This is a genomic window from Gemmobacter sp. 24YEA27 (assembly GCF_030052995.1).
GTDB lineage: Bacteria > Pseudomonadota > Alphaproteobacteria > Rhodobacterales > Rhodobacteraceae > Pseudogemmobacter.
Genome location: NZ_JASJPW010000001.1, coordinates 2,211,895 through 2,234,075 on the forward strand (window position 1 = coordinate 2,211,895; position 22,181 = coordinate 2,234,075).

The window sequence follows — 22,181 nt, forward strand, 5'->3', positions numbered from 1 at the left end:
ACCCAGTAGCCGCTCCATCAATAACATTCGGATTGCACACTAACACTATCAATGTTAGCGTTCGCCACCATGTTATCAAAAGACCTCTCACGCTCGGACGGTCCCTTTCCTGATGCGCTAGAACGCTACCTGGGAGAGCTTCTTCATGAACGCATTGATGTCCGCCCATTCGAAGCCACGCGCAGCTTGCCGGCATTTATCGGACGCATCTACGCGCTCTACGAGGCTCGCATTCTTGGACGCCAATGCGTCATCGTTGCCAAGCTCGACGGCACAGGCACTCCCGCCGACATCGCTAAGCATATCGACATAGTCCGCAATGCCGCCCATGCGACGGTGGCGTTTGCCACCATGACCATCAGTGCGCACAACCGGTCGCGCCTCATCGGTCAAGGTGTTCCTTTTATAGTTCCCGGCAACCAGCTCTATATACCGGATCTGGCGATCGATCTGCGCGAGCATTTCCGTGCACCGCGCAACCGACAGGCGGACGGCCTGTCTCCTGCCGCCCAAACCGTCCTTTTCCATCACATCCTGCACCTCGACCGGAGCATGACAACGCCATCCCTCCTGGCTGACCGCCTGCATTACTCGGCGATGTCGATCGGCCGAGCGTTCGACGATCTGGTTGCCACCGGCCTCGCCGAAACCGTCCGGCACGGAAAAGAGAGGCGGATTCATTTCAAGGCAGAAGGGCGGCAGCTCCTGGAGGATGCAACGCCACATCTCCGCAGTCCGGTTCGATCCCAGAAATTCGTGCGCGGAAGCGCCTTCGGCGCGCACCTGAAGCTGGCCGGGGAAACGGCACTTTCCCGCCTAACGGAACTGGCTGGCCCCCGTATCGACACGTTCGCCGTCGCCGCCAGCGACTGGAAAGCGATTTCGCAAACTGCGGACCTCGCCGAAACCGACCGTGACGACGCCAACTACATCATCGAGACATGGTCCTACGATCCGGCCGCCTTGTCCGACACCGACACCGTGGACGTCCTGTCCCTGTACGCACAATTCCGGGATCATCGCGACGAGCGCGTCGCCATGGCCGCGGAACGGCTTTTGGAGAACCTGCCTTGGTAGCTGGCATCGATAAATTTCAGAAATACTTCGCTGGCCATGAGGACCACTACGCCATCATCGGCGGCGCGGCATGCGACCTCCTGTTCGATGAAGCCGGTCTCGATTTCAGGGCCACCAAGGACATTGATATGGTGCTCTGCGTTGAGGTGGTCGATGCCGCCTTCGGCACCGCTTTCAAAGCGTTTCTGGATGCCGGCGGCTATCAGGCACGCGAACGCAGCACCGGCGAAAAGGAATTCTACCGCTTCCACAAGCCGTCGGACCAGAGCGTCCCCTTCATGATCGAGCTGTTTTCCCGCAAGCCGGGCACCCTCGACCTTCCGGAAAATGCGGAACTCACACCCATCCCGGTTGAGGAAGACATCGTCAGCCTCTCAGCCATTCTGCTCGACGACGGATATTATGAAGCGTTGCAGTCCGCGAAGCGGAAGATCGAGGGCGTAACCGTCATCGATGAAACACTTCTCATCCCTTTCAAAGCGCGGGCATTCCTGGATCTGTCCGCACGGGCCGAAGCCGGGGAAAAGATCGACAGCAAAAACATCAAGAAGCACCGCAATGATGTGCTTCGCCTGACCCAGCTTCTGCCCGGCGATGCCTCGATCACCTTGCCCGATCAAATTCTCGACGACATGCGACGCTTCCTTGATCTGGCAGCGGCTGACGACACTCTCGATCCAAAAGCGCTCAACGTGCCGTTTACCCGCGATGAGGCGATTGCCCTTCTCAGGTCAGCTTACAAGCTGGCCGATGCATGAGCCGAACCTTCATCTACAGCTTTACTCCGTCATCGCTGGACCCAGCCCCCGGCGCGACCATTGCGTTGGACGTCTCGGAGATCGAGGACGCCGGCATTCGCGAGGTGCTTCAAACGCCGGGCGCCGCTTACGGCGCCTGGTCGATCCTCGATGCGCTGCTGTCGCCGACCGGCATAGGCACGCCTTTCATCTTCAAACAGCCGCTTGGGCAAGCTCGTGAAGTAAAGGTCGCGTTGTCGGGTCTGTTCGGCAGGTTCGTCGCTCGGGCCTATCTCGAACGCTACTTCGACCTGTCCATCTTCGCGCATCTCGGTAATCGAGTGGTCGATCTCGAACGTCGTAAACGCGCCAAGATCGTGCGCCTCGCACGAGGCGACCTCCCCGACTGGATCGCATGCAAATCCGATCTGACTTCGCTTACGATCGCAGAGGCCAAGGGTTGCCACGACCCAGGCGGAACAGCGAAGACGCGCGGCTTCAAACCCTCATTACCGATCTCGCTGGCGATCCCGCCCGGACCGTCCGTCAACTCCAGACTCAGGAAACCCGCATCAATGCAGTGATCGAACAGATCGGCAAGTTGACCGCCGCCGCCTCTGAGCAGAACCGGACCGCGCTCCGTGAGGCTCATGGGCGTCTTGCAACTGCGCGAGCGGCGGCATTGGCTGCATCCGACGATCTTTTCGCCGCGGAACCTCTGCCGGACATCGGCTCGGATATCCGCATCCGGTGGAGCTTTCCGAGGAAGACGCCACGGCCTACGACGCCGCGCAGGACGAGCTTGAGCGCCTGAACGCGGAGTGGGAGGACGCCGACACCGACCTTCCGGACGAGGTGGATGCGCGCCTTGCGGAGCTTGAAGGCGAGATTGAGCGGATCGACGCCAAGCGCCACGCCTTCGATCCCGATGACATCGCGCGCGGCGGCGTGTTCGTCGTCGTCGCCCATAATGGCGATGTTCGGATCGAGCGCGGTTTCATCCGCGCCGAGGACGAGGCCCCGGAGCCGGAACCGGAGGAAACCAAGGGCGGCGAAACCGTCATCGACGGCGTGCGCGTCAACGGTGACGGCGAAATCCTCGACAGCGAGGACGGCGAAGGCGACGACCTTCCCGAAACCGAGCAGGAGCCGGAAGAGGACGCCGGGGATGCGGGCAAGCCGCTGCCCGACTCGCTCATTCGCGACCTGACCGCGCATCGCACCCTTGGCCTGCGTCTCGCCCTTGGCGAGCAACCAGACATGGCGTTGATCGCCGTGGTCCATGCGCTCGCCGCGCAGACCTACTATCGGGGCGGCAGCACGGCCCATTGCCTCGAAATCAGCCCGACCAGCAATTACCTCGCCGCCCACGCCGACGGCATCGAGGACACGGCGGCGGCGAAGATGCTGGCAGATCGCCATGCCGGATGGGCGGCGGACATGCCGCGCGACATGGCGGACCTCTGGGACTTCGTTGCCGGTCTGGACCATGCGAGCCTCATGGCCTTGCTCGCGCATTGCGCCTCGCTGACCGTCAATGCGGTGAAGCTGCCTTGGGAGAGCAGCAAGCGCCGCGCCCATGAGACGGCGGATAAGCTGGCGACGGCGGTGGCGCTCGACATGGCGGCGCACTGGACCGCGACCGCGCGCAGCTATCTCGGGCGTGTCACCATAGCCCACATCCTCGCCGCCGTGCGCGATGCCCTTGGCGACGAGGCAGCGGAGCGGATCGCGGACAAGAAGAAGGTGGAGATGGCTACCGCTGCCGCGCAGCTTCTGGCCGGAACCGGCTGGCTCCCGCCCGTGCTGCGCACCGCGCGCCCCGCATGGCTCGACCAGCAGGCCGAGAGCTTCGCCCTCGATACCGTCGAGCCCGCCCCCTCGCAGGAAGCCCATGATGACCATTTCGCTATCGCAGCGGAATGAGGAAGGCAGGCCGGGGGCGCGCAAGCGGCCCCGGCTTTCCTCGCGTCCGAAAAAATCGCGGGCCGCGCAGTCGCGCGGCCCGATCACCTCGACCGTCGCCATGGTCGCCATCACCGTGAAGGAGGAGAACCATGGTTGCCGTGATGCTGATGAGCGTCGTGCTGATCGCCGGGCTTTGCGTCCTGGCCTATACGCTCGCCGTCTATGCCTTGCCGTTCATGCTCGGCGTCACCGCCGCGCAGTTCGCCTATCATACCGGCGCGGGCTTCATCGGGGCGGGCCTTGTCGGCTTCGTCGCCGCCGTCGCCGCCTTCGGCGTTCTCGCGCTGTTGTTCGACACGCTGCGCTCACCGATCCTGTCCGCGCAGAATGCCGGCCAGCCGGTCGTCTCGCCCGTGGTGCCGACACCCGGCGTCGACGAGGCCGAGCAGCGCCGCCGCGCAGAGGAGGAAGCCGCACGCCTCAGCACCGTGTTCTTCCAATCGAGGCAGGGATCGACTGCGGCTACACCGGGCGCCATGCCCGGCCTTACAGGCTTCGATCCCGCCAGCGCCGCCACAGGGCAACCGACCGCGCAGGACCGGCAGCTTGCCTTCCTCAACGTCGCGGCCGACCGGCGCACGGTCACGCCGGATCGCGTGACGCCGCCAGCTTCGCCTTTCGTGCTTCAGGCAGGCGCAGTCATCTCGGCGGCGCTCATCACGGGCATTCGCTCCGATCTTCCCGGCCAGATCACCGCGCAGGTCACGGAGAACATCTATGATAGCCCGACGGGCAGCATTCTGCTCGTGCCGCAGGGGACGCGGATCATCGGCCAGTATGACAACAACGTGCAGTTCGGCCAGCGCCGCGTGCTGCTCGGCTGGAGCCGGCTCATCATGCCGAACGGACGCTCGATCGTTCTCGAGCGCCAGCCGGGCGCCGATACGCAGGGCTATGCCGGTCTGGAGGATGGCGTTGATTACCACTGGTGGGATCTCGCCAAGGCCGCCGCGCTGTCGACCTTGCTCGGCGTCGGCGCGGAACTCGCCACCGACGACAATGATCGCCTGATCCGCGCCATCCGCGACGGTGCTCAGGACCCGGTCAATCAGGCCGGTCAACAGATCGTCCAGCGCCAGTTACAGGTTGCCCCGACACTGACCATCCGGCCGGGTTTCCCGGTGCGCGTCATCGTCACCAAGGATTTGGTGCTCGAACCCTACAGGAGCTGACCATGACCAAGCTGAAACTCGGCCCCATCGCGGACGACAAGCCCGTCAAGATCACGGTGGAACTGCCGGCGCAGCTCCATCGCGACCTCATAGACTACGGCCGCCTGCTCGCGGCGGGCGCTACGCCGATCGAGCCTGCCAAGCTGATCGTGCCGATGCTCGAACGCTTCATCAGCACCGACCGCGGCTTCGCCAAGGCCCGGCGCACGACGGCCTGACCGCGCCGATCGGCAGAAGGTATCGACGATGCCTTCCAAGCCAATCCGCAGTCGGTCTAATCACCGCATCTCAAGCGTGGAGTCAGCTTTGCCGGGGTGCCGCGCGCGAGCTAGCGCGAATGCGGCACGCTACCGGCCCCCGATCTTTCGCCATGGTTCGCCAGATGCCGGTAATACAGCCAAGTCGCTGATCTGGCCGCGTTAAGAAACGAGGTTTGGCATGAACACATTGAATGTCGAGATCGCAGGCGGCGGGGGTCAATCATGAGCCAATCGCCGTCCCCTCTCAGCAAGCGCACCATCCGCAGGCATCAGCTTCGCGAGATTGTCCCCCTGGCCGACACCACCATCTACGACATGGAGCAGCGCGGCGAGTTTCCTCAGCGCTTCTACCTGACCTCTCGGACCGTGGTGTGGGATCTCGGCGAAGTGGAGGCTTGGCTCGAAGAACGGCGCCGAGCCTCCAAGGCGAAAACCGCCAAGCGTGCGCCGTCACCCGACGTCACGCTCAGGAAAGCCCGTCCGGTCAAAGGCTAGGTTCTGGGGCCAGAAGATCCATGGAGGCCGGATAGAGCGTCGGGGTATATTTCTGACCGCCGACCCATGCGTCGATCAGATTCCCCCATTCCTGCATCATGTGGCGGCGTTGGTGCTCATACTCGGCCTTGTTATAGACGCCGCGCGAAGAACGCCCGTCCTCGTGCGCCAGACACTTCTCAATCCAGTCGCTGTTGAAGCCCAGCTCGTTGAGCAGCGTCGAGCCCGTGCGGCGAAGATCATGCACAGTGAACGGCTCCAGCGGCAATCCCGCCTTCTTGGCCTGCACGACGACCGCCGTGGTGACGCGGTTGAAGGTCGCACGCGACATAGGCGCATCCGCGTCGTAGCGCGATGGCAGCAGGTAGCGCGAATTGCCGGCGCAGGTCTTGAGCGCGACGAGGATGTCGAGCGACTGTTCGCACAGATAGACGTTGTGCGGCTTGGAGCGCTTCATGCGCTCCTTCGGGATCGACCACACGGCATTCTCGAAGTCGACCTCATCCCACACCGCGTCCTGCAGCTCGCTCTTGCGGACCATGGTGAGCAGGATCAGCTTCAGGCCGAGCCGGATCGTCGGCAGCGTCGCCACATGCTCAAGCTGGCCGAGCATGACCCGGATTTCGGCGGGCGAGAGCGAACGGTCCTTCGGAACGAACGTCGCGATCGAGGCAGGCCCGACCTCTTCGGCGGGGTTCGACACCTTCTCGCCGTGCAACTTGGCGAATGCGAACACCAGCTTCACGATGTCACGGACATGGACGGCCGTGGCCGGCGCTCCCCGCTTTTTCACCTTATCGCACATCGCCCGGAGATCCTCGGGCGTGATTTCCGTCAGCAGCCGGTTGCGGAACGTCGGCAGGATGTCGCGCTCGTAGATCGAGCGCCGCATTGCGCGGGTGCTCTCCGCCATACGGTGCTCTTGGAGCCAGCGTTCGCCGAACTCGCCGAAGCTCTTCGCTTCCTTAATGCGGCGCTTCTCGCGCTGCTTCTCCTGGGCGGGCGACCGCCCTTCCTGAATCGAGCGCTGCGCGTCGATCAACTTCTCCCGCGCACGGGCCAGAGAAAGGCCCGCCGGCCCGTATCGGCCGAGGGTCTAGGTCTCGCGTCGACCGTGCATACGGTAGTCATAGCGGAATACCACGGCACCCGACGGGTTCACCACGACATACATACCGTCACGGTCAGAGACCTTGTATAATTTGTCCTTTGGTTTCAGCGACTTGATCGCGGCATCAGTAAGCATCGGACCCTCCGATTTCGTTCAAGAAACGTCAGAGAGCCCCTAAAAATACCGTCAGGCCAAAATGGACCAATCCTGACGGCGAATTTTCCTTTATTCTCAATGGAATAAGGTCAAAAAAATACCGTCACAAGCTCTCTAGGCCATGACGGTATATGCAATTCCGCGATGTCACAAGATGCCCCATATCGTCAGCTCCGCCGTCGATCGCGAGGCTTTCTCGGCGATTGATGGCGAAAGGTGCCGGGAGGAAAATTATTTATTTTCAGTGTGTTATGGAGAGGTGTCGGCGGCAATCGGCGGCGTTTGGGTAGGTCCGAATTATTCCAGCTCGATGGTGCCCGGCGGTTTAGAGGTCAGGTCGTAGAACACCCGGTTCACGCCTTTCACCTCATTGATGATCCGCGTCATGGTTTCGCCGAGGAATTCATGGGTGAAGGGGTATGTGTCGGCTGTCATGCCATCGACAGAGGTCACCGCGCGGATCGAGACCGCGAAATCATAGGTGCGCCCGTCGCCCATCACGCCGACGGTTTTCATCGGCAGGATCGCCGCGAAAGCCTGCCAGATCTCGTCATAGAGGCCGTGTTTGCGGATCTGGTCGATATAGACCGCATCTGCCTCGCGCAGGATGGCGAGTTTCTCACGGGTGATCTCGCCGGGGCAGCGGATCGCGAGGCCCGGCCCGGGGAAGGGGTGACGCCCGATGAAAGACGCTGGCAGGCCAAGCTCGCGGCCAAGGGCACGGACCTCGTCCTTGAAGAGCTCGCGCAGCGGCTCCACCAGTTTCAGGCCCATCTTTTCCGGCAGGCCACCGACATTATGGTGCGATTTGATCGTGACCGAAGGCCCGCCGCTGAAGGAGACAGATTCAATCACATCGGGGTAAAGCGTGCCCTGGGCGAGGAATTCGGCACCCTCGATCTGGTTCGCGTATTTCTGGAACACGTCGATGAAGAGCTTGCCGATGGTCTTGCGTTTGACTTCCGGGTCCGAGACGCCTTCGAGGGCACCGAGGAAGAGATCCGATTCATCGGCCGCGATCAGTTTGATCTTGTAATTGTCGCGGAACATTTTGACGACTTCCGCCGCCTCGTTCTTCCTGAGAAGCCCGTGATCAACAAAGACGCAGGTCAGCTGGTCACCGATCGCCTCATGGATCAGGATGGCGGCGACAGAGCTGTCAACGCCGCCCGACAACCCGCAGATGACCTGTTTGTCGCCGACCTGTTCGCGGATCTTCGCGATGGCTTCCTCGCGGTAGCCGGCCATGGTCCAGTCGCCGGTGAAGCCCGCAAGCCGCACGAAATTCTCGTAAAGCTTTGCACCCTTGGGGGTGTGATGCACCTCGGGATGGAACTGCACGGCATAGAATTGGCGCGACGGATCGGCGGTGATCGCAAAAGGCGCATTGGGCGAGGTGCCATAGACCTCAAAGCCCGGAGCGATCTTTGACACATGGTCGCCATGGCTCATCCAGACCTGTTCGTCACCGGCCTGGAACCAGCCGTCGAGGATCTCGAGATCGGCGCCTTTGCGGGTCACAAAGGCACGGCCGAATTCGGCGGTGCCATGACCCGATTCAACCAGCCCGCCCAGCTGCTGCATCATGGTCTGCTGGCCGTAGCAGATGCCAAGAACCGGCACGCCGGCGGTCCACAGGCTTTCCGGCGCGCGGGGGCTGCCCTCACGGGTGACCGAATCCGGCCCGCCCGACAGGATCACGGCCTGGGGCGCGAATTCTGCCAGAAAAGCGTCTGAGACGCGCTGATAGGGGTGGATTTCGCAATAGACATTCAGCTCGCGCAGGCGCCGCGCGATCAGCTGGGTGACTTGCGAACCGAAATCAATGATGAGGAGGCGTTGGGGCTGGGTCATGGTTTTGCCATAGGTCCGGGGCTGGAGAATCGCAAGCGGGGAATGGGGGCAGGGTGGTCTTGCTACCGGAACTGTTTCGCCAGTTTCAGGCCCTGGCCCTGGTAGTTCGATTTCAGATCGGCGCCGTAGATCCGGCCGGGCGGCGACGACATCCGCTCATAGACCAGACGCCCCACCACCTGGCCATGTTCCAGAACAAAGGGGGCCTCGTGGCAGCGCACCTCCAGCACGCCACGCGAGCCCTGGCCCCCGGCGGCGTCATGGCCGAAACCGGGGTCGAAAAAGCCCGCATAATGCACGCGGAACTCGCCCACCATCGCCAGGTAGGGCGCCATTTCGGCGGCATGATCGGGCGGGATCGTCACGGCCTCGCGCGAGACGAGGATATAAAACGCGCCGGGGTCGAGGATAATACTGCCGTCTTCGCTATGGACCTCTTCCCAGAAATCGCGTGCCGGGTAATGGGCGATGCGGTCAAGGTCGATCACCCCGGTATGGGGTTTGGCACGGTAGCCGGCCAGGGTGCCTTCGGTCGGGCGCAGATCGACGGAAAAGCCGAGGCCTTCGGAAATCACCGGGGTGCCATCGACCAGCGGCACCTCCTGGTGCAGCTTCGCAAGATCGGCATCCGAGAGGCGGGCTTCGCCGGCACGAAAGCGGATCTGGTTCAGGCGCTGGCCCTCGCGCACCAGGACCGAGAAAGAGCGCGGGCAGACCTCGGCATAAAGCGGGCCGCGGTAAGCTTCGGGGATCCGGTCAAATTCGGTGCCGCCATCGGTGATGGTGCGGGTCAGCAGATCCAGCCGCCCGGTCGAGCTTTTGGCATTGGCGACCGCGGTGATGCCTTTGGGCAAAGCGAGGCTCTCGGCCAGTTCGATCAGATAGACGCAGCCCTTCTCCAGCACCGCGCCTTCGCTGAGGTCGATGCGATGCATTGCAAATTCTTCAAGCCGCGCACTGACGCGGCGGTCGCGGCCGGCGAGGAACGAGGCCCGCACCCGCCAGGCATACCGCCCGAGGCGCAGGTCAAGGCTCGCGGGTTGCACCTGGGCATCAAGGATCGGGCTGGTTGCCAGGATGGCGCGCGATTCTATCAGGCTGCGAATTGCGTGATCGGGCAGGACGCCGCTCTTTGCCATGCTGTGCTTCCTTTCGTCCGATCCGTTGCCGTCCGGTTTTTATCCGAAACTCTCGCTCCGGGATGCCGCAAATGAAAACCGCCCGCGCTGCGAAAGCAGGCGGGCGGTTTTTCGATGGTCGGGCCGGTGAGATTCGAACTCACGACCTCCCGCCCCCCAGACGGACGCGCTAAACCAGGCTGCGCTACGGCCCGACACTGGCGCCTGAATAACGATTTCCCACGCAGGTTCAAGCACAAAGCAGCGCCGTCCTCGTCGATTTTCATCCCGGCTCTTTCGCGGGTTTAGATCCCGTGCAGGGCAGGGTTCAGCCGCTGTGCTTTTGCGCTTCGGAAAGCCTCTGGCGGAGTGCAGCGATCCGCCGTGAAAGGGCGCGAAGGGAATCATTGCGCGGAGAAAAGCTGCCCGGCGGCAGCGCCCGAAGCCTTGCGGCGAGTGTCTGCGGACGGAAGGCGGGGGCTTCGCTGGCTGCCGCAGGCTCTGGCCCGGCTGCGCCGGGGGCATCCGTGTCATACGCTGCATCCGCGCTCTGTTCTGCCACAGGATCCGTCTCGGCAACGGTCACGCGGTCCGTCTCGGGAAGCGGGAAGGCAGTGATGCTTGCCGTTTCTGCGGCGAGGTCATCTTCAGGGCCGATATCAAAGGCGAAAGGCGCCTCTTCATGATCGGCCAGATCCGCATCCGCACCGGCCACGGCAGGAAAATGATCTCCGGGCTGCGCAGACAGACGATCGGAATTGTGATCCTGCGCCTCTTCCTCTTCCTCTTCTGCCTCTTCCGCAGCGGTCATCACCAGGGTTTCGCCCGGATCATGGGCCGGTTCAAAGCCCGGGAACATCGACTGACGCGGATCGAAGGCAGACAAGGGAGGCTCTTTCTCGGGCGGTTCTGTGGCTTGCGGCATGGTTTCCGGGGCAGATTCCCGGGACGGCTCGCCGGGGAAGGCAATGACGGTTCCGGTGATCTCGCCTGCGGAAAGATCACCTGCGTCAGAATCAGGCCTGTCATTGCGCGCCTGTGCGTCATGCACTTCGCTCTCAAGCGCTTCGATACTGGCCTCATTGGCCTCGCGCGGGGTCAGCCTGGTCACCTCGGCGCCGCGCCGCGTGGTTTTGACCGACATCGCAGAGATCAGCGCCTCTTCCTCGGCGCTGGTGTCATCGGTCAGACCGGCGACATGGCGCACACCCTGTTCGCGCAGGATCTTCTGCACGCCCCGGATCGTCATGCCTTCTTCATGCAAAAGCCGCCGGATCCCGGCCAGAAGCGCCAGATCCGAAGGGCGGTAATAGCGCCGCCCGCCCGCCCGTTTCACCGGGCGAATCTGCGGGAACCGCGTTTCCCAGAAGCGCAGCACATGGGCCGGGGTCTCCAGCACCTCGGCGACTTCCGAGATGGTCCGGAAGGCGTCGGGAGATTTGTCCATCGGACGCTCCTGCCTCATCATGGCCGCAGCGTCTGAACCGCTCCGGCCGCTTTGCATATTCTCTGCCTTTGTCGACCGGGACTGCGGCGGGCGTCAGCCGGGCTGCGGGTCACAGTGCAGCACCGGCCAGCGGGGCTTCAGCTGCCGGATCCAGCCGCCACGCGGTCTTTCATCAGATGCGAGGGACGGAAGGTCAGCACCCGGCGGGGCGAGATCGGAACCTCGTCGCCGGTCTTCGGGTTACGCCCGACCCGCGCCGTTTTCGCCCGCACCGAGAAGGTGCCGAAAGACGAAATCTTGACGGTCTCGCCGGCAACCAGCGCGTCGGAGACATGCTGCAGCACGGTTTCAACCAGGTCGGCAGATTCATTGCGGCTCAGCCCGACTTCGCGGAACACCGCTTCGGTCAGATCCATCCGCGTAAGCGTTTTCTCACTCATGTCTCAAGGTCCCCCCCGGGATTGACCTCGCAAGGATGGCGAGTCCGGAATTGCTTTGTCAATATCAAAGACTTGTGCCGCAGGCTTCAGGCCGCGTTTCCGGCGAAAACCGGCTGGAATTACCAGCGCAGAACGACCGAACCCCAGGCGAGACCGCCACCGATTGCCTCGGCGACCAGCAGGTCACCCTGTTTGATCTGGCCACGTGCATGGCCGACCGACATGGCGAGGGGAATCGATGCGGCCGAAGTATTGCCGTGATCCTGCACGGTGACGACCACCCGCTCCATCGGAACCTTCATCCGTTTCGCGGTCGATTCGATGATGCGGATATTGGCCTGATGCGGCACGATCCAGTCGACATCGTCGCCCGTCAGCCCCAGCTTGTCGAGCGAGGCATGCGCGGTCTCGGCCAGTTTCTCGACAGCATGGCGGAAGACTTCCTTGCCTTCCATCCGCAGATGCCCGGTGGTGCCGGTCGAGGTGCCGCCATCGACGTAAAGCAGATCGCGGAAGCGCCCGTCTGAATTCAGATCGGTGGCGAGGATGCCGCGATCTGCGTTGTCACCCTGGCCTTCGACCGCCTCCAGCACCAGCGCGCCGGCACCGTCGCCGAACAGGACGCAGGTGCCGCGATCAGTCCAGTCCATCAACCGCGAGAAGGTCTCGGCCCCGATCACCAGCGCGCGTTTCGCCTGGCCCGACACGATCAGTGCATTGGCATTCGAGAGCGCGAAGACGAAACCGGCGCAGACCGCCTGCACGTCAAAGGCGAATCCCTTTGTCATGCCGAGCCGGCCCTGCACCATGGTCGCAACCGAGGGGAAGGTCAGGTCAGGAGTCGAGGTGGCGACGATAATTGCGTCAATATCATCGGCGGTCAGTCCGGCCTGGGCCAAAGCGGCCTCGGCCGCCTTGCAGGCCAGATCCGAGGTCATCTGACCTTCGGCCGCGAAATGGCGGCGCTCGATCCCCGAGCGCGAGCGAATCCATTCGTCAGAGGTCTCGACCAGTTTTTCGAATTCGGAATTCGGAACTACCCGCTCGGGCAGGTAATGCCCCACGCCCCTGACGACTGCACGCAAAGTCATACGGATGAACCGCCCTCTTTCGCGGGACCGGTTCCGGTTGTACCGGCAGGTCCCTCCATGGACCCCTCTGGCCCCGTTTCCTCAGACGCGCCATCCTGACGCGCCGTTTCGATAGATGCAAGCCGGGCCGCGATCCGTTCGGTCAGCCCGCTGAGCGCGAGACGCCGCGCCAGCCCGATGGCTGCCGAAATGCCGGTCGCATCGGATCCGCCATGCGATTTGACCACGGTGCCTTTCAGCCCGAGGAAGACTCCGCCATTGACGCGGCGCGGGTCGATATTCTTCTGAAACCGTTTAAGCGAGCGCATCGCCAGCAGTGCCGCGATTTTGGCAAAGAACCCGGCGGTAAAGGCTTCGCGCAGGCGTTCGACCACCAGTTTCGCGGTGCCTTCGCCGGTTTTCAGTGCGACATTGCCGGTAAAGCCATCGGTCACGATCACGTCAGCGCGGGCGCCGGGGATCTCATTGCCTTCGACAAAGCCGACATGGGTAAAGCCGCCCGAAGCCGCATGGGCGGCAAGGATCTCATTGGCTTCTTTCAGCTCGGCCCGGCCCTTGTGGTCCTCGGTGCCGACATTCAGCAAACCGACCCGCGGGCGCTGGATCGACAGGCCGAGCGAGGCATAGGCCGACCCCATCACCGCATATTGCAACAGATCCGAGGGCTCTGCCTTCACATCGGCGCCGACATCCAGCATCACATTAAAGCCGCCGGGATTGCGCGAGGGCCAGAGGCAGGCAATCGCCGGGCGGTTGATCCCCGGCAGCTTGCGCAGCCGGATCATCGACACCGCCATCAGCGCGCCGGTATTGCCGCATGAGACCGCAGCGCCCGCCTCGCCATTTCTGACACAGTCGATCGCCGCCCACATCGAGGTGTTCTGGCCATGGCGCATCACCTGGGCGGGCTTGTCCTCCATCGTCACGACTTCGGTCGCGTGACGCAGTTCGACCCGGCCTGCGAGGACCGGGGTCTTTGCAACCAGGGCAGAGAGCTGCGCCTCGTCGCCATGAAGGATGACGAAGAGGTCTGGATGCCGGGCGATGGAATCAGCAAGGCCGGCGACAAAAACCGCCGGGCCCTGGTCACCGCCCATAGCATCCGCAGATATGATGACGCGGGCAGCAGTGCCGGCAGGCGAGGTGTCTTTCACGCTCTTCATGCTGGGGTGCCGCTGCCCTGGGCAGGCTTATGCTGCGTCTTCGTCGATATCGACTTCGCGCGCCACAGCCACGACTTCTTTCGAATCGTAGTGGCCGCAGGACGGGCAGACATGGTGCGGGCGCTTCAGTTCGCCGCAGTTGTTGCACTCGTTCGGATTCGCGGCAACCAGCGCATCATGAGCGCGGCGCATATTGCGGCGGGATTTGGTAACTCGGTTCTGAGGGACGGCCATGTCACAACCTCGGGGCTTGGCTAGCGGGGACAAGCCCCTGATTTCTATAGGGCCTTCTGTTGCCAGCGGGCCTGCTTTTCCTTGTGATACAACGCTGGCCGGACCATGCCCTCAGGGTCACAAGGACCATTTGGACAATAGAAAACCATTGCTGTTTCACAGCTTGAATGAGGCGCGGAAAATACTCGCTTTCGGCGGAGGTTCAACCCCTATTCCGCTGCGATCCTGACCTTAGCCCGATATGTGCGCCCTGGAGCCGGTCACGATGGTCTGTATCGACCTGCGATCACGATTCCGGTGCACCATCGGGCTTGTCGCCTTTTTTCAGGAGACCCGCAAGCCCGGCAAAAGGTTTCAGCGCCTCCTGCGTCAGCGGCGTCTCTCCGGGGGGGCAATGACCGTCTCGCCGAGCTCTGCGCCTTCGGCGCGCGGCCAGGGCGGCAGCGCCAGCGCCAGCGCCTCACGGGCGACATCGGCAATGTCGAGCATTTCGGGAAGCGGCTCTTCGCTGTCGCCTTCGGGGATCTCGAATTCCTCGGCCTCAGGCGGCGTCCAGTCCGAGAGGAAGCTGCGCCTGACCTCTTCGTCGATCCGGGCGGGGACGGGGGCGAGGGTGACGACACAGGACTGGGTCACATCGGCCTGCATCCTGGCGACCAGACGGAAATCAGCGCGGCCTTCCGGCAGGATCTCGCCGACAAAGGTAAAGCGGTCGATTCGTGGCAGATCGAGGCTCCGGGCGAGTTCGGCCCGCCCCGCCGCGTCCGGGCGCCAGCGAAAGCGCGTGGGCTTGCGATGCGAAAGCGTGGCCGCGCGCAGAATCGGCGCGGCGCTGTCGCGGCCTTCGGCGGCTGCGGGGGCGGGCGGATTGGGGGTCTTGGCTGCCATGAGTGTCACTTTGCCTGAATTTGCTGCGGTCTTATGCCCTTCCTCAGGGCGCGGTCTTCGGATCAGATCTTTCCGGGCCTTGTCGCGGCACGGATCGCGGGCCGATACCCCGAACCGGCAGTCCCGGGCCCGGTCCCGCTGAGGTCGGAGAGTGCTGCCTTGAACAAAGGGCGATCCTTCTGCTATCTCAGGGCGCAAGAGGGTATTGCCGGCCGGGACGGGCGGTTATCGACCTTATCGCAGAGAATTCGGGCAGAGCAACGGGGCAGGAATGGCAGGCAGGACTGGAATGGCGCTGCGTATGGCGGCCCTGGGGCTTCTGCTCATGGTCGCGGCCTGTGCGAAAGTCTATCGCAATCACGGCTATGTTCCCGATGATACCGAACTGGCAAAGGTCGAGGTCGGCGTCGATACCCGCGACACGGTGGCGACAAAAATCGGCCGCCCCTCGGCCCAGGGTCTGCTGAATGACCTAGGCTGGTTCTATGTGCAGAGCCGGTTCGAACATTACGGCCCGAAAGAGCCGACAGAGATCGAACGCCAGGTCGTCGCGATCAATTTCTCGGAAAACGGAACGGTGCAGAATATCGGCCGCTACGGGCTTGAAGATGGCCGCGTGATCGAGCTGTCGCGCCGTGTGACGGAAACGAATATCAAGGGCGTAAGCCTGATCGGCCAGCTTCTGGGCAATGTGGGCCGTATTCAGGCCGGCGACCTCGTCCGGAACTGATCTGATGCATTAAAGAAAAACGGCGCCGGTCTTCCCGGCGCCGTTTTTCTTTTGTCTGTCAATCGTCCTGGCGGTCGAATTCCAGCGCCACACCATTGATGCAATAGCGCAATCCCCCCCTGTCTGGCGGGCCATCGGGGAAGACATGCCCCAGATGCGCATCGCAACGCGCGCAATGGACCTCGGTACGGACCATGCCATGTGTGGTGTCGCGCGAGCCCTCGATGCTTTCATCGGCAACCGGTGCGGTAAAGGCGGGCCAGCCGCAGCCCGACTCGTAGCGCTCCTCTGAGGTGAACAGCGGCGCGCCGCAACAGATGCAAGTATAGACGCCGTCGCCTTCCGGTGTCTCGTCATGGGTAAAGGCGCGCTCTGTTGCATGGCGGCGGGTGACCTCATATGCGAGATCCGAGAGCTGTGCGCGCCAGTCCTGATCTGATTTGACGATCTTGCTCATATCGCTCTCCCTGAGATGATGGGTGTCTGAGCACGAATCTAGGGCGTGGGATGGGAATGTCGAGGGGCGGGGCTACGATCATTGCGCCACAAATGGCCGGTATCGCGCGCGGCGGGATGCGGGCGCGGCTGGCAGACGGTGCCGGTGATACCGACGCGGTGATGGCGCTGAGGCACCAGGCCTGGCCTTCGGATGGCGCCGATCCTCTGGATGCGGTCGCGGGGCAGCTGATGATCGAGGGCAGGGACGGGCGGCTTCTTGCGACAGTGCGGGTGGGGCTGGTGCCCGCACTGTCGCTGGCGGGCAGCTATTCGGCGCGGTTCTATGATCTTGCGCCCCTGGCAGCGGAAGGGGGGCTCTGGCTGGAGCCGGGCCGTTTTGCCGCAGCCCCAGGTGCCGGCTGGGAGGCGCTGCGGCTGTGCTGGGCGGCACTGGCGCGGATCGCGCTGGAGGCGGGGGTGCGGGGGCTCTTCGGCTGCGCCTCGTTTCCGGGCGCAGACTGGCAGCATCACCGCGAGGCGCTGGCGCTGCTGGCCGCGCAGCCTGTTTCGCCAGGCGTCCTGCGCCCGGGGCCGCGCGCGCCAGAGCGGGTGGCGTATCCGGCCCTGGCCGGTGTGGTCAGCGACCAGAAGGCTGCGCTGGCGGGGACGCCGCCCTTGCTGCGCTTTTATCTCTCGCTTGGCGGCCATGTGTCGGATCATGCGGTGGTGGACCGCCAGCTCGACACGCTGCATGTCTTCACCTGCGTCGAGACCGACAAAATACCAAAGGCGCGCAGAGAGTCCCTGCGCGCCCTGGCTATGGACTGACGAGCCGAAGGGTCAGCCGCGCGCGCGGCGCCCGCCACGACGGCCACCGGCCGCACTTGTCGCAGCCGCAGCCGAGGCCTCCGAAAAGGTCTGGCCGCCCTCAACCGCCTCGATCACCTTCGAGAAGCGGATCCATTCGCCGCCATTCGCATCATGGTTCATCAGGAAATTGGCAGCGCGGATTGCCTCCATCTCCTGCTGGCGGACCGGGTTCATGATCGCACTGGTCATGCCGGCGCAGATCGCCATCGGCAGGAAGGCGCCGTTGATGCCATGGCGATGGGGCAGGCCGAAGGAGATATTCGAGGCGCCGCAGGTGGTGTTGACGCCCAGCTCGTCGCGCAACCGGCGCACCAGCGTGAAGACCTGCTGCCCGGCAGAGCCCATGGCGCCAACCGGCATCACCAGCGGGTCAACCACGATATCATGCGCCGGAATGCCGAAATCGGCGGCACGTTCCACGATCTTCTTCGCGACGGCAAAGCGCACATCGGGATCGGGCGAGATGCCGGTATCGTCATTCGAAATCGCCACCACCGGCACATTGTATTTCTTGACCAGCGGCAGCACGAGTTCCAGCCGTTCCTCTTCCCCGGTGACCGAGTTCAGGAGCGGGCGGCCCTCGCAGGCCATAAGCCCGGCCTCAAGCGCGCCCGGGACCGAGCTGTCGATGCACAAAGGCACGTCGACGGTCTGCTGCACGATCTCGATCAGCTGTTTCATCAGCGGCGGCTCGACAAAGTTATTGTCGGCGTAGCGCGGGTCTTTCGCCATCATATTGGTGAAGACAGCGCCCGAATTGATATCGAGCACGGTTGCGCCACAGGCGACCTGTTCCAGAGCATCCCGGATGACGGTGTCGAAATTCCCCGCCTCAAGCTCGGCTGCGAGCTTTTTACGCCCCGTCGGGTTGATCCGCTCGCCGATGACACAAAAGGGCTCGTCGAAACCGATGATCACGGTTTTCGTTTTAGATTCAATGACGGTACGGGTCATTCCTGATCCTGTTGATTAAGTATGTTCAGGCAGCGCGTGCGGGTTTTCCGGCGAGGCCGCCATTGGCGGTGACCCATTCCGCATTGGTCTTGATGCCGCCGAGCGGGAAGAAATGCACCTGCTCGATCGCGAAACCGGGATTGGCGGCCTTATGGGCGGCAAGCGCGGCAAGCACATCGGTCGGCTCATAGGGCAGCAGCAGCTTGGTCACATCCAGCGCGCGTTTTTGCAGCACTTTCAAAGACGGGCCAACACCGCAGGCAATGGCGAATTTGATCAGGGTCTGCAGCTTTGCCGGCCCTGCGATGCCGATATGGACGGGCAGGGACACGCCCTCCTGCTGCAGCCGGTTGACCCAGGCAATCACCGGTTCCGCGTCGAAACAGAACTGTGTCGCCATCGCCATTTTCGCATCCGTCCGCTCGGCAAAGGCCGATTTCCAGCGCGCCGCCTCCATCACCGCACGATCCGAGCCATCGGCGTCGATATCCTTATTGCCCTCCGGATGGCCCGCGACGTGGAGACGCTCGAACCCGTCAAAGGCGCCTGATTCCAGCAACTGCATCGAGGAGTGGAAATCGCCATAGGGTTTTGCGACCCCGCCCGCGAGCATCAGCCCCTGGCGCACGCCGACATCTTTGTAGCGCGAGATCCAGTCGACCAGCACCGCCTTATCCTTGATGATGCGGGCCGGGAAATGCGGCATCACCGTATAGCCTTCCTCGCCGATCCGTTTTGCGGTGGCGACCATTTCTTCGATCGGCGTGCCCTCGATATGGGCGATATAGACCCGGGTGCCCTCGGGGAGCAGCGCGCGGAAATCCGGGATCTTCTCGGCGGTGCGCGGCATGACCTCGATGGAATAGCCTTTCAGAAAGCTTTCCAGAGCACCGCCGGATGTCGCGGGAGCGGCGGGTTTGCGGAAGGAAAACAGGGCCATCAGTCGCTCCTTTAACGTCAGTTGCATTCAGAGCTCAGCCCGCGGTGGGGGGCGTGGCCCAGCCATCATTGGCAATCAGCGCTTTGATCCGGTCGGTGTCGTATTCGGCCTCAAGGCGGGCGGCGGCATCGCGGGCGATGTCATCGGGATCGCCTTCGGCCTCGCCTTCGACGGCCTTGCGCCACTCTGCGAGATAGGCGTCAGAGTCCCGCGCGCCGATCTTCATCGCGCAGCGGTCGATTGCCTGTTCAAACCGCTCGGGCAGCTGCACTTTTGATCCGCGCCTGCCCTTGCCGACGATGACCTGGGCGGGAATGTCTCGCCAGCGAACGATGGTGATTTCCGGCATTGCTGCGATTCCCCCCTCAAGCCTCTCCGTCTTTGTGTAGACGTCGCAAACCAGCCACCATGGTCGGTTTTCGACATGGCGACGACTTGCAGCGACAGCGGGCACAGGCCTGTCCGGCGCGCCGATCTCTGCGCGCCGCCGGCGCCACGCCCTCCTGGCCGCCACCCTGCCATGCCGCGCCCCGTGATGAAACCTTGTCATACCAGGGCCGCGCTATTACATTCGTCTCAACCACATATGGAGGGCGGTATGACGCCCGAGCGTCCCCAAGGGGCGGACGCGGCACCAGTCAGGGTCGAGCCAGAGCAATCCGGCTCCCTCCCGGGTGTTTCGTCACCCGCGAAGGCCGGGGGTCAGCGCTTTATGCTGCGCTGGATCTTGGCACGAATTCGTGCCGCATGCTGATCGCCCAGCCATCGGGCGCGCAGTTTGCGGTGACGGACAGTTTTTCCAAAACCGTGCAGCTTGGCGCGGGGCTGGAAGCATCGGGGCGGCTCAGCCGGACCTCGATGGCGCGCACCATCCAGGCGCTGCGCATCTGTCAGAAAAAGATCGAAAAGCATGGCGTGACCAGAATGCGTCTGGTCGCGACCGAAGCCTGCAGGCGGGCGAGGAATGCCCGCGAGTTCATCCGTCAGGTGCGACGCGAAACCGGCATGAGCCTCGAGATCATCTCGGCCGAGGAAGAGGCGCGGCTGGCCGTCGTCTCCTGCGCGCCCTTGGTCAGTGCAAAGACCGAACAGCTGCTGGTGGTCGATATCGGCGGCGGATCGACGGAACTCGTCTGGATCGACCTCTCCGCAGTTCCGCCCGAGGACCGCGCCAAATCGATCATGCGGCTCAGGACCGGGTTCAACCAGACCTCCGATCTGCCCCAGGCGCGGGTGGTGGACTGGATTTCGGTCAAGCTTGGTGTGGCGACGCTGAAAGAACAATTCCAGGATGTCGAGGATGACGCCGCGCGTTTCGCGCTGATGTCCTGGTTTTTCGAGGAAAACCTCGCCTCTTTCAGCCCCTATCACGCGCAGTCAAAACGCGACGGTTTTCAGATCATCGGCACCTCGGGCACCGTAACCACGGTTGCGGCCTCCTGGCTGGGGCTTAAACGCTATGACCGCGCCAAGGTTGACGGGCTCGAGATGACCTCGACCCAGATCGATGGCGTGATCCGCGACTATCTGGCGCTTGGCCCCGAGGGGCGCCGCTCTGACCCGCGGATCGGGCGTGACCGTCATACGCTGATCATGTCGGGGGCGGCGATTTTGCAGGCTCTGATGCGGATCTGGCCCACTGAACGGCTGTCGGTTGCGGATCGCGGTCTGCGCGAGGGCCTGCTATATGCCCAGATGAGCGCCGATGGCGTACTGGACGAGGCGCCGTGACGGCGCCGTAAGAGAAGGGCCACAGGATGTCGAAACCGCCAGAGGGCAAGAACACGTCGGGCCGTGGTGCGCGCGATCTGCGCGTCAAGGTCAAGACCGCCAAGGGGCGCAAGCTTTCGTCAACGCTCTGGCTGGAGCGGCAGCTGAACGACCCCTATGTCGTCCGCGCCAAACGCGACGGCTTTCGCGGGCGGGCGGCCTATAAAATCATGGAGCTTGATGACCGCTACGGGTTTCTGAAGCCGGGTGCGCGGGTGGTTGACCTTGGCTGTGCACCGGGCGGCTGGTGCCAGGTCGCAGTGCCGCGCGTCAATTCGCTGGGCGAGAACCTGAAAAAACCGCAGGGCTATGTGCTGGGGGTCGATCTTCAGGAGGTGGAGCCGATCCCGGGGGCCGAAATCCACCAGCTCGATTTTCTTGAGGACGGCGCCGATGACAAGGTCAAGGCCTGGCTGGGCGGGCGCGCCGATGTGGTGATGTCGGATATGGCGGCGGCGGCCTCGGGCCATAAGGGCACCGACCACCTGCGGATCATTGCGCTGATCGAGGCGGCGCTGGCCTTCGCCTATGACGTGCTGGATGATGGCGGCACATTCGTTGCCAAAGTGCTGGCCGGCGGCGCCGAGAATCAGATGCAGGCCGAGCTGAAGCGCAACTTCACCAAAGTCGCCAATGTGAAACCGCCTTCAAGCCGCAAGGATTCCTCGGAAAAATTCGTGATCGCCATGGGCTTTCGCGGCCGTAACCGCGAGCAGAGCCCGGGCGAGGAATGACCTGTCCGGTCGGCGTGCAAGAGCGAGGACCAGAAACCGGGCCGGAACTGCTGCGACCGTGAGGGCAGGTGACAGTCAGCGCGCGCGCGGGGCAGGGGCCGACTGCCGGAACCTGCCCCCGGCTCTCGCGGCTGATTACTGCGCGTGATGCCCCCTTTGGTCCGGCCGCTCCGGTAAAGCTGCGGCCCGCCGAACGCCGCCCCGTCGCTTTTCATCCATGCCTGAGGGACGAACATAGCCCGGATCCCAGGGTTGCGCCTCCAGGACCCTTGACGCCCGCCCCGCATTGACGCCATAAGCGCGGCAGCGGGCGAAGCGCCCCGGGTGTAACGGCCCGGAGCACAGACCGCGAAACGGTTCCCTCCGGCCGGATCCTGATCCTGCCGCTGCCATGCGGGTGCCGTGCGTTGCGGGTGTGGCGGAATGGTAGACGCGACAGACTCAAACTCTGTTTCCGCAAGGAGTGTCGGTTCGAGTCCGACCATCCGTACCACTAATTTCCCGGCGCTTCCGGGAACCCAGTAAAATAAGGGA

22 protein-coding genes, 2 tRNA genes and 2 pseudogenes are annotated in these 22,181 nt (G+C 63.4%); 12 read left to right on the forward strand and 14 right to left on the reverse strand.

The genetic code is table 11. From position 1 onward, the window contains the following. The first annotated feature begins 51 nt into the window (after positions 1 to 51). From QNO18_RS11035 to QNO18_RS11065, 7 genes are all read left to right on the forward strand, one after another. Positions 52 to 1,077 carry a hypothetical protein gene (locus QNO18_RS11035; protein ID WP_283177706.1) on the forward strand — a complete coding sequence of 342 codons (1,026 nt, stop codon included), beginning with the start codon at positions 52 to 54 and terminating at the stop codon, positions 1,075 to 1,077. Next, a complete protein-coding gene (locus QNO18_RS11040; protein WP_283177707.1) occupies positions 1,071 to 1,835 on the forward strand; it encodes a hypothetical protein in 765 nt (254 codons plus the stop codon). Before QNO18_RS11035 ends, QNO18_RS11040 begins: the two co-directional genes overlap by 7 nt. Further along, entirely contained in the window at positions 1,832 to 2,398 is a 567-nt protein-coding gene (locus QNO18_RS11045; RefSeq protein WP_283177708.1) for a hypothetical protein, read from the forward strand. Before QNO18_RS11040 ends, QNO18_RS11045 begins: the two co-directional genes overlap by 4 nt. 166 nt (positions 2,399 to 2,564) lie before the next feature. Continuing rightward, positions 2,565 to 3,740: a hypothetical protein gene (locus tag QNO18_RS11050; RefSeq protein ID WP_283177709.1), complete on the forward strand. Its 1,176-nt coding sequence runs from the start codon at positions 2,565 to 2,567 to the stop codon at positions 3,738 to 3,740. A 131-nt stretch (positions 3,741 to 3,871) separates the two neighbouring features. Further along, positions 3,872 to 4,954: a TrbI/VirB10 family protein gene (locus QNO18_RS11055; RefSeq protein ID WP_283177710.1), complete on the forward strand. Its 1,083-nt coding sequence runs from the start codon at positions 3,872 to 3,874 to the stop codon at positions 4,952 to 4,954. Between the two features lie 2 nt (positions 4,955 to 4,956). Continuing rightward, entirely contained in the window at positions 4,957 to 5,172 is a 216-nt protein-coding gene (locus QNO18_RS11060; protein WP_283177711.1) for a DUF2274 domain-containing protein, read from the forward strand. Between the two features lie 264 nt (positions 5,173 to 5,436). After that, positions 5,437 to 5,709, forward strand: coding sequence for an AlpA family phage regulatory protein (locus tag QNO18_RS11065; protein WP_283177712.1), 273 nt, complete (start codon positions 5,437 to 5,439; stop codon positions 5,707 to 5,709). On the opposite strand, the pseudogene QNO18_RS11070 reads toward QNO18_RS11065, so the two are convergent. From QNO18_RS11070 to QNO18_RS11115, 10 genes and pseudogenes are all read right to left on the reverse strand, one after another. Beyond that, positions 5,699 to 6,955, reverse strand: a pseudogene (locus QNO18_RS11070) (tyrosine-type recombinase/integrase). The gene QNO18_RS11065 and the pseudogene QNO18_RS11070 overlap by 11 nt on opposite strands. A gap of 318 nt (positions 6,956 to 7,273) precedes the next feature. Beyond that, positions 7,274 to 8,830, reverse strand: a complete 1,557-nt coding sequence (gene guaA / locus QNO18_RS11075; RefSeq protein ID WP_283177713.1) for a glutamine-hydrolyzing GMP synthase — start codon at positions 8,828 to 8,830, stop codon at positions 7,274 to 7,276. A gap of 62 nt (positions 8,831 to 8,892) precedes the next feature. After that, positions 8,893 to 9,969 carry a 2'-deoxycytidine 5'-triphosphate deaminase gene (locus QNO18_RS11080; protein WP_283177714.1) on the reverse strand — a complete coding sequence of 359 codons (1,077 nt, stop codon included), beginning with the start codon at positions 9,967 to 9,969 and terminating at the stop codon, positions 8,893 to 8,895. A 115-nt stretch (positions 9,970 to 10,084) separates the two neighbouring features. Beyond that, a tRNA-Pro gene (locus tag QNO18_RS11085) sits at positions 10,085 to 10,163 on the reverse strand. 113 nt (positions 10,164 to 10,276) lie between these two features. Then, complete coding sequence (locus QNO18_RS11090) at positions 10,277 to 11,395, reverse strand: MerR family transcriptional regulator (protein ID WP_283177715.1); 1,119 nt, start codon at positions 11,393 to 11,395, stop codon at positions 10,277 to 10,279. Positions 11,396 to 11,532: 137 nt separating this feature from the next. Next, complete coding sequence (ihfA, locus tag QNO18_RS11095) at positions 11,533 to 11,835, reverse strand: integration host factor subunit alpha (RefSeq protein WP_092896980.1); 303 nt, start codon at positions 11,833 to 11,835, stop codon at positions 11,533 to 11,535. 119 nt (positions 11,836 to 11,954) lie between these two features. Continuing rightward, positions 11,955 to 12,926, reverse strand: coding sequence for a beta-ketoacyl-ACP synthase III (locus tag QNO18_RS11100; protein WP_198838791.1), 972 nt, complete (start codon positions 12,924 to 12,926; stop codon positions 11,955 to 11,957). After that, the gene (gene plsX / locus QNO18_RS11105; RefSeq protein WP_283177716.1) at positions 12,923 to 14,089 is read right to left on the reverse strand and encodes a phosphate acyltransferase PlsX; all 1,167 of its coding nucleotides are present in this window, start codon (positions 14,087 to 14,089) and stop codon (positions 12,923 to 12,925) included. Before plsX ends, QNO18_RS11100 begins: the two co-directional genes overlap by 4 nt. 27 nt (positions 14,090 to 14,116) lie before the next feature. After that, positions 14,117 to 14,323 carry a 50S ribosomal protein L32 gene (gene rpmF / locus QNO18_RS11110; protein ID WP_092896987.1) on the reverse strand — a complete coding sequence of 69 codons (207 nt, stop codon included), beginning with the start codon at positions 14,321 to 14,323 and terminating at the stop codon, positions 14,117 to 14,119. A 369-nt stretch (positions 14,324 to 14,692) separates the two neighbouring features. Beyond that, on the reverse strand, positions 14,693 to 15,211 hold the full coding sequence (locus QNO18_RS11115; protein ID WP_283177717.1) for a DUF177 domain-containing protein: 519 nt from the start codon (positions 15,209 to 15,211) through the stop codon (positions 14,693 to 14,695). A 289-nt stretch (positions 15,212 to 15,500) separates the two neighbouring features. Between QNO18_RS11115 and bamE the strand changes: the two genes are divergently transcribed. Beyond that, on the forward strand, positions 15,501 to 15,941 hold the full coding sequence (gene bamE, locus QNO18_RS11120; protein ID WP_283177718.1) for an outer membrane protein assembly factor BamE: 441 nt from the start codon (positions 15,501 to 15,503) through the stop codon (positions 15,939 to 15,941). Positions 15,942 to 15,999: 58 nt separating this feature from the next. On the opposite strand, the gene msrB is transcribed toward bamE, so the two are convergent. Continuing rightward, the gene (gene msrB / locus QNO18_RS11125; protein WP_283177719.1) at positions 16,000 to 16,398 is read right to left on the reverse strand and encodes a peptide-methionine (R)-S-oxide reductase MsrB; all 399 of its coding nucleotides are present in this window, start codon (positions 16,396 to 16,398) and stop codon (positions 16,000 to 16,002) included. A 56-nt stretch (positions 16,399 to 16,454) separates the two neighbouring features. On the opposite strand from msrB, the gene QNO18_RS11130 reads away from it, so the two are divergent. After that, the gene (locus QNO18_RS11130) at positions 16,455 to 17,207 is read left to right on the forward strand and encodes an ornithine-acyl-ACP acyltransferase (protein ID WP_283177720.1); all 753 of its coding nucleotides are present in this window, start codon (positions 16,455 to 16,457) and stop codon (positions 17,205 to 17,207) included. Positions 17,208 to 17,219: 12 nt separating this feature from the next. Here the strand turns inward: QNO18_RS11130 and QNO18_RS11135 are convergent, their stop codons facing one another. The 3 genes from QNO18_RS11135 to QNO18_RS11145 are packed head-to-tail and all read right to left on the reverse strand — an operon-like array spanning position 17,220 to position 19,492. Next, positions 17,220 to 18,203 carry a methyltetrahydrofolate cobalamin methyltransferase gene (locus QNO18_RS11135; RefSeq protein WP_092896998.1) on the reverse strand — a complete coding sequence of 328 codons (984 nt, stop codon included), beginning with the start codon at positions 18,201 to 18,203 and terminating at the stop codon, positions 17,220 to 17,222. A gap of 25 nt (positions 18,204 to 18,228) precedes the next feature. Further along, positions 18,229 to 19,143, reverse strand: coding sequence for a methylenetetrahydrofolate reductase (locus QNO18_RS11140; RefSeq protein WP_283177721.1), 915 nt, complete (start codon positions 19,141 to 19,143; stop codon positions 18,229 to 18,231). A 34-nt stretch (positions 19,144 to 19,177) separates the two neighbouring features. Beyond that, positions 19,178 to 19,492 carry a virulence factor gene (locus tag QNO18_RS11145; RefSeq protein ID WP_092897005.1) on the reverse strand — a complete coding sequence of 105 codons (315 nt, stop codon included), beginning with the start codon at positions 19,490 to 19,492 and terminating at the stop codon, positions 19,178 to 19,180. A 249-nt stretch (positions 19,493 to 19,741) separates the two neighbouring features. On the opposite strand from QNO18_RS11145, the pseudogene QNO18_RS11150 reads away from it, so the two are divergent. The 3 genes and pseudogenes from QNO18_RS11150 to QNO18_RS11160 all read left to right on the forward strand — a co-directional run bounded on the left by QNO18_RS11150 (position 19,742) and on the right by QNO18_RS11160 (position 22,140). Continuing rightward, positions 19,742 to 20,874 (forward strand): annotated as a pseudogene (locus QNO18_RS11150) (Ppx/GppA phosphatase family protein). Positions 20,875 to 20,900: 26 nt separating this feature from the next. Continuing rightward, positions 20,901 to 21,647, forward strand: a complete 747-nt coding sequence (locus tag QNO18_RS11155) for an RlmE family RNA methyltransferase (RefSeq protein WP_283177722.1) — start codon at positions 20,901 to 20,903, stop codon at positions 21,645 to 21,647. Positions 21,648 to 22,056: 409 nt separating this feature from the next. Further along, a tRNA-Leu gene (locus QNO18_RS11160) sits at positions 22,057 to 22,140 on the forward strand. The last annotated feature ends 41 nt before the right edge of the window (positions 22,141 to 22,181 follow it).

Excerpts from the sequence above, each read along its gene's own strand:
- QNO18_RS11035 (WP_283177706.1), top strand. The coding sequence starts at position 52 with ATGTTAGCGTTCGCCACCATGTTATCAAAAGACCTCTCACGCTCGGAC.
- QNO18_RS11045 (WP_283177708.1), top strand. The coding sequence starts at position 1,832 with ATGAGCCGAACCTTCATCTACAGCTTTACTCCGTCATCGCTGGACCCA.
- QNO18_RS11055 (WP_283177710.1), top strand. The coding sequence starts at position 3,872 with ATGGTTGCCGTGATGCTGATGAGCGTCGTGCTGATCGCCGGGCTTTGC.
- QNO18_RS11060 (WP_283177711.1), top strand. The coding sequence starts at position 4,957 with ATGACCAAGCTGAAACTCGGCCCCATCGCGGACGACAAGCCCGTCAAG.
- QNO18_RS11065 (WP_283177712.1), top strand. The coding sequence starts at position 5,437 with ATGAGCCAATCGCCGTCCCCTCTCAGCAAGCGCACCATCCGCAGGCAT.
- guaA (WP_283177713.1), bottom strand. The coding sequence starts at position 8,830 with ATGACCCAGCCCCAACGCCTCCTCATCATTGATTTCGGTTCGCAAGTC.
- QNO18_RS11080 (WP_283177714.1), bottom strand. The coding sequence starts at position 9,969 with ATGGCAAAGAGCGGCGTCCTGCCCGATCACGCAATTCGCAGCCTGATA.
- QNO18_RS11090 (WP_283177715.1), bottom strand. The coding sequence starts at position 11,395 with ATGGACAAATCTCCCGACGCCTTCCGGACCATCTCGGAAGTCGCCGAG.
- ihfA (WP_092896980.1), bottom strand. The coding sequence starts at position 11,835 with ATGAGTGAGAAAACGCTTACGCGGATGGATCTGACCGAAGCGGTGTTC.
- QNO18_RS11100 (WP_198838791.1), bottom strand. The coding sequence starts at position 12,926 with ATGACTTTGCGTGCAGTCGTCAGGGGCGTGGGGCATTACCTGCCCGAG.
- plsX (WP_283177716.1), bottom strand. The coding sequence starts at position 14,089 with ATGAAGAGCGTGAAAGACACCTCGCCTGCCGGCACTGCTGCCCGCGTC.
- rpmF (WP_092896987.1), bottom strand. The coding sequence starts at position 14,323 with ATGGCCGTCCCTCAGAACCGAGTTACCAAATCCCGCCGCAATATGCGC.
- QNO18_RS11115 (WP_283177717.1), bottom strand. The coding sequence starts at position 15,211 with ATGGCAGCCAAGACCCCCAATCCGCCCGCCCCCGCAGCCGCCGAAGGC.
- bamE (WP_283177718.1), top strand. The coding sequence starts at position 15,501 with ATGGCGCTGCGTATGGCGGCCCTGGGGCTTCTGCTCATGGTCGCGGCC.
- msrB (WP_283177719.1), bottom strand. The coding sequence starts at position 16,398 with ATGAGCAAGATCGTCAAATCAGATCAGGACTGGCGCGCACAGCTCTCG.
- QNO18_RS11130 (WP_283177720.1), top strand. The coding sequence starts at position 16,455 with ATGTCGAGGGGCGGGGCTACGATCATTGCGCCACAAATGGCCGGTATC.
- QNO18_RS11135 (WP_092896998.1), bottom strand. The coding sequence starts at position 18,203 with ATGACCCGTACCGTCATTGAATCTAAAACGAAAACCGTGATCATCGGT.
- QNO18_RS11140 (WP_283177721.1), bottom strand. The coding sequence starts at position 19,143 with ATGGCCCTGTTTTCCTTCCGCAAACCCGCCGCTCCCGCGACATCCGGC.
- QNO18_RS11145 (WP_092897005.1), bottom strand. The coding sequence starts at position 19,492 with ATGCCGGAAATCACCATCGTTCGCTGGCGAGACATTCCCGCCCAGGTC.
- QNO18_RS11155 (WP_283177722.1), top strand. The coding sequence starts at position 20,901 with ATGTCGAAACCGCCAGAGGGCAAGAACACGTCGGGCCGTGGTGCGCGC.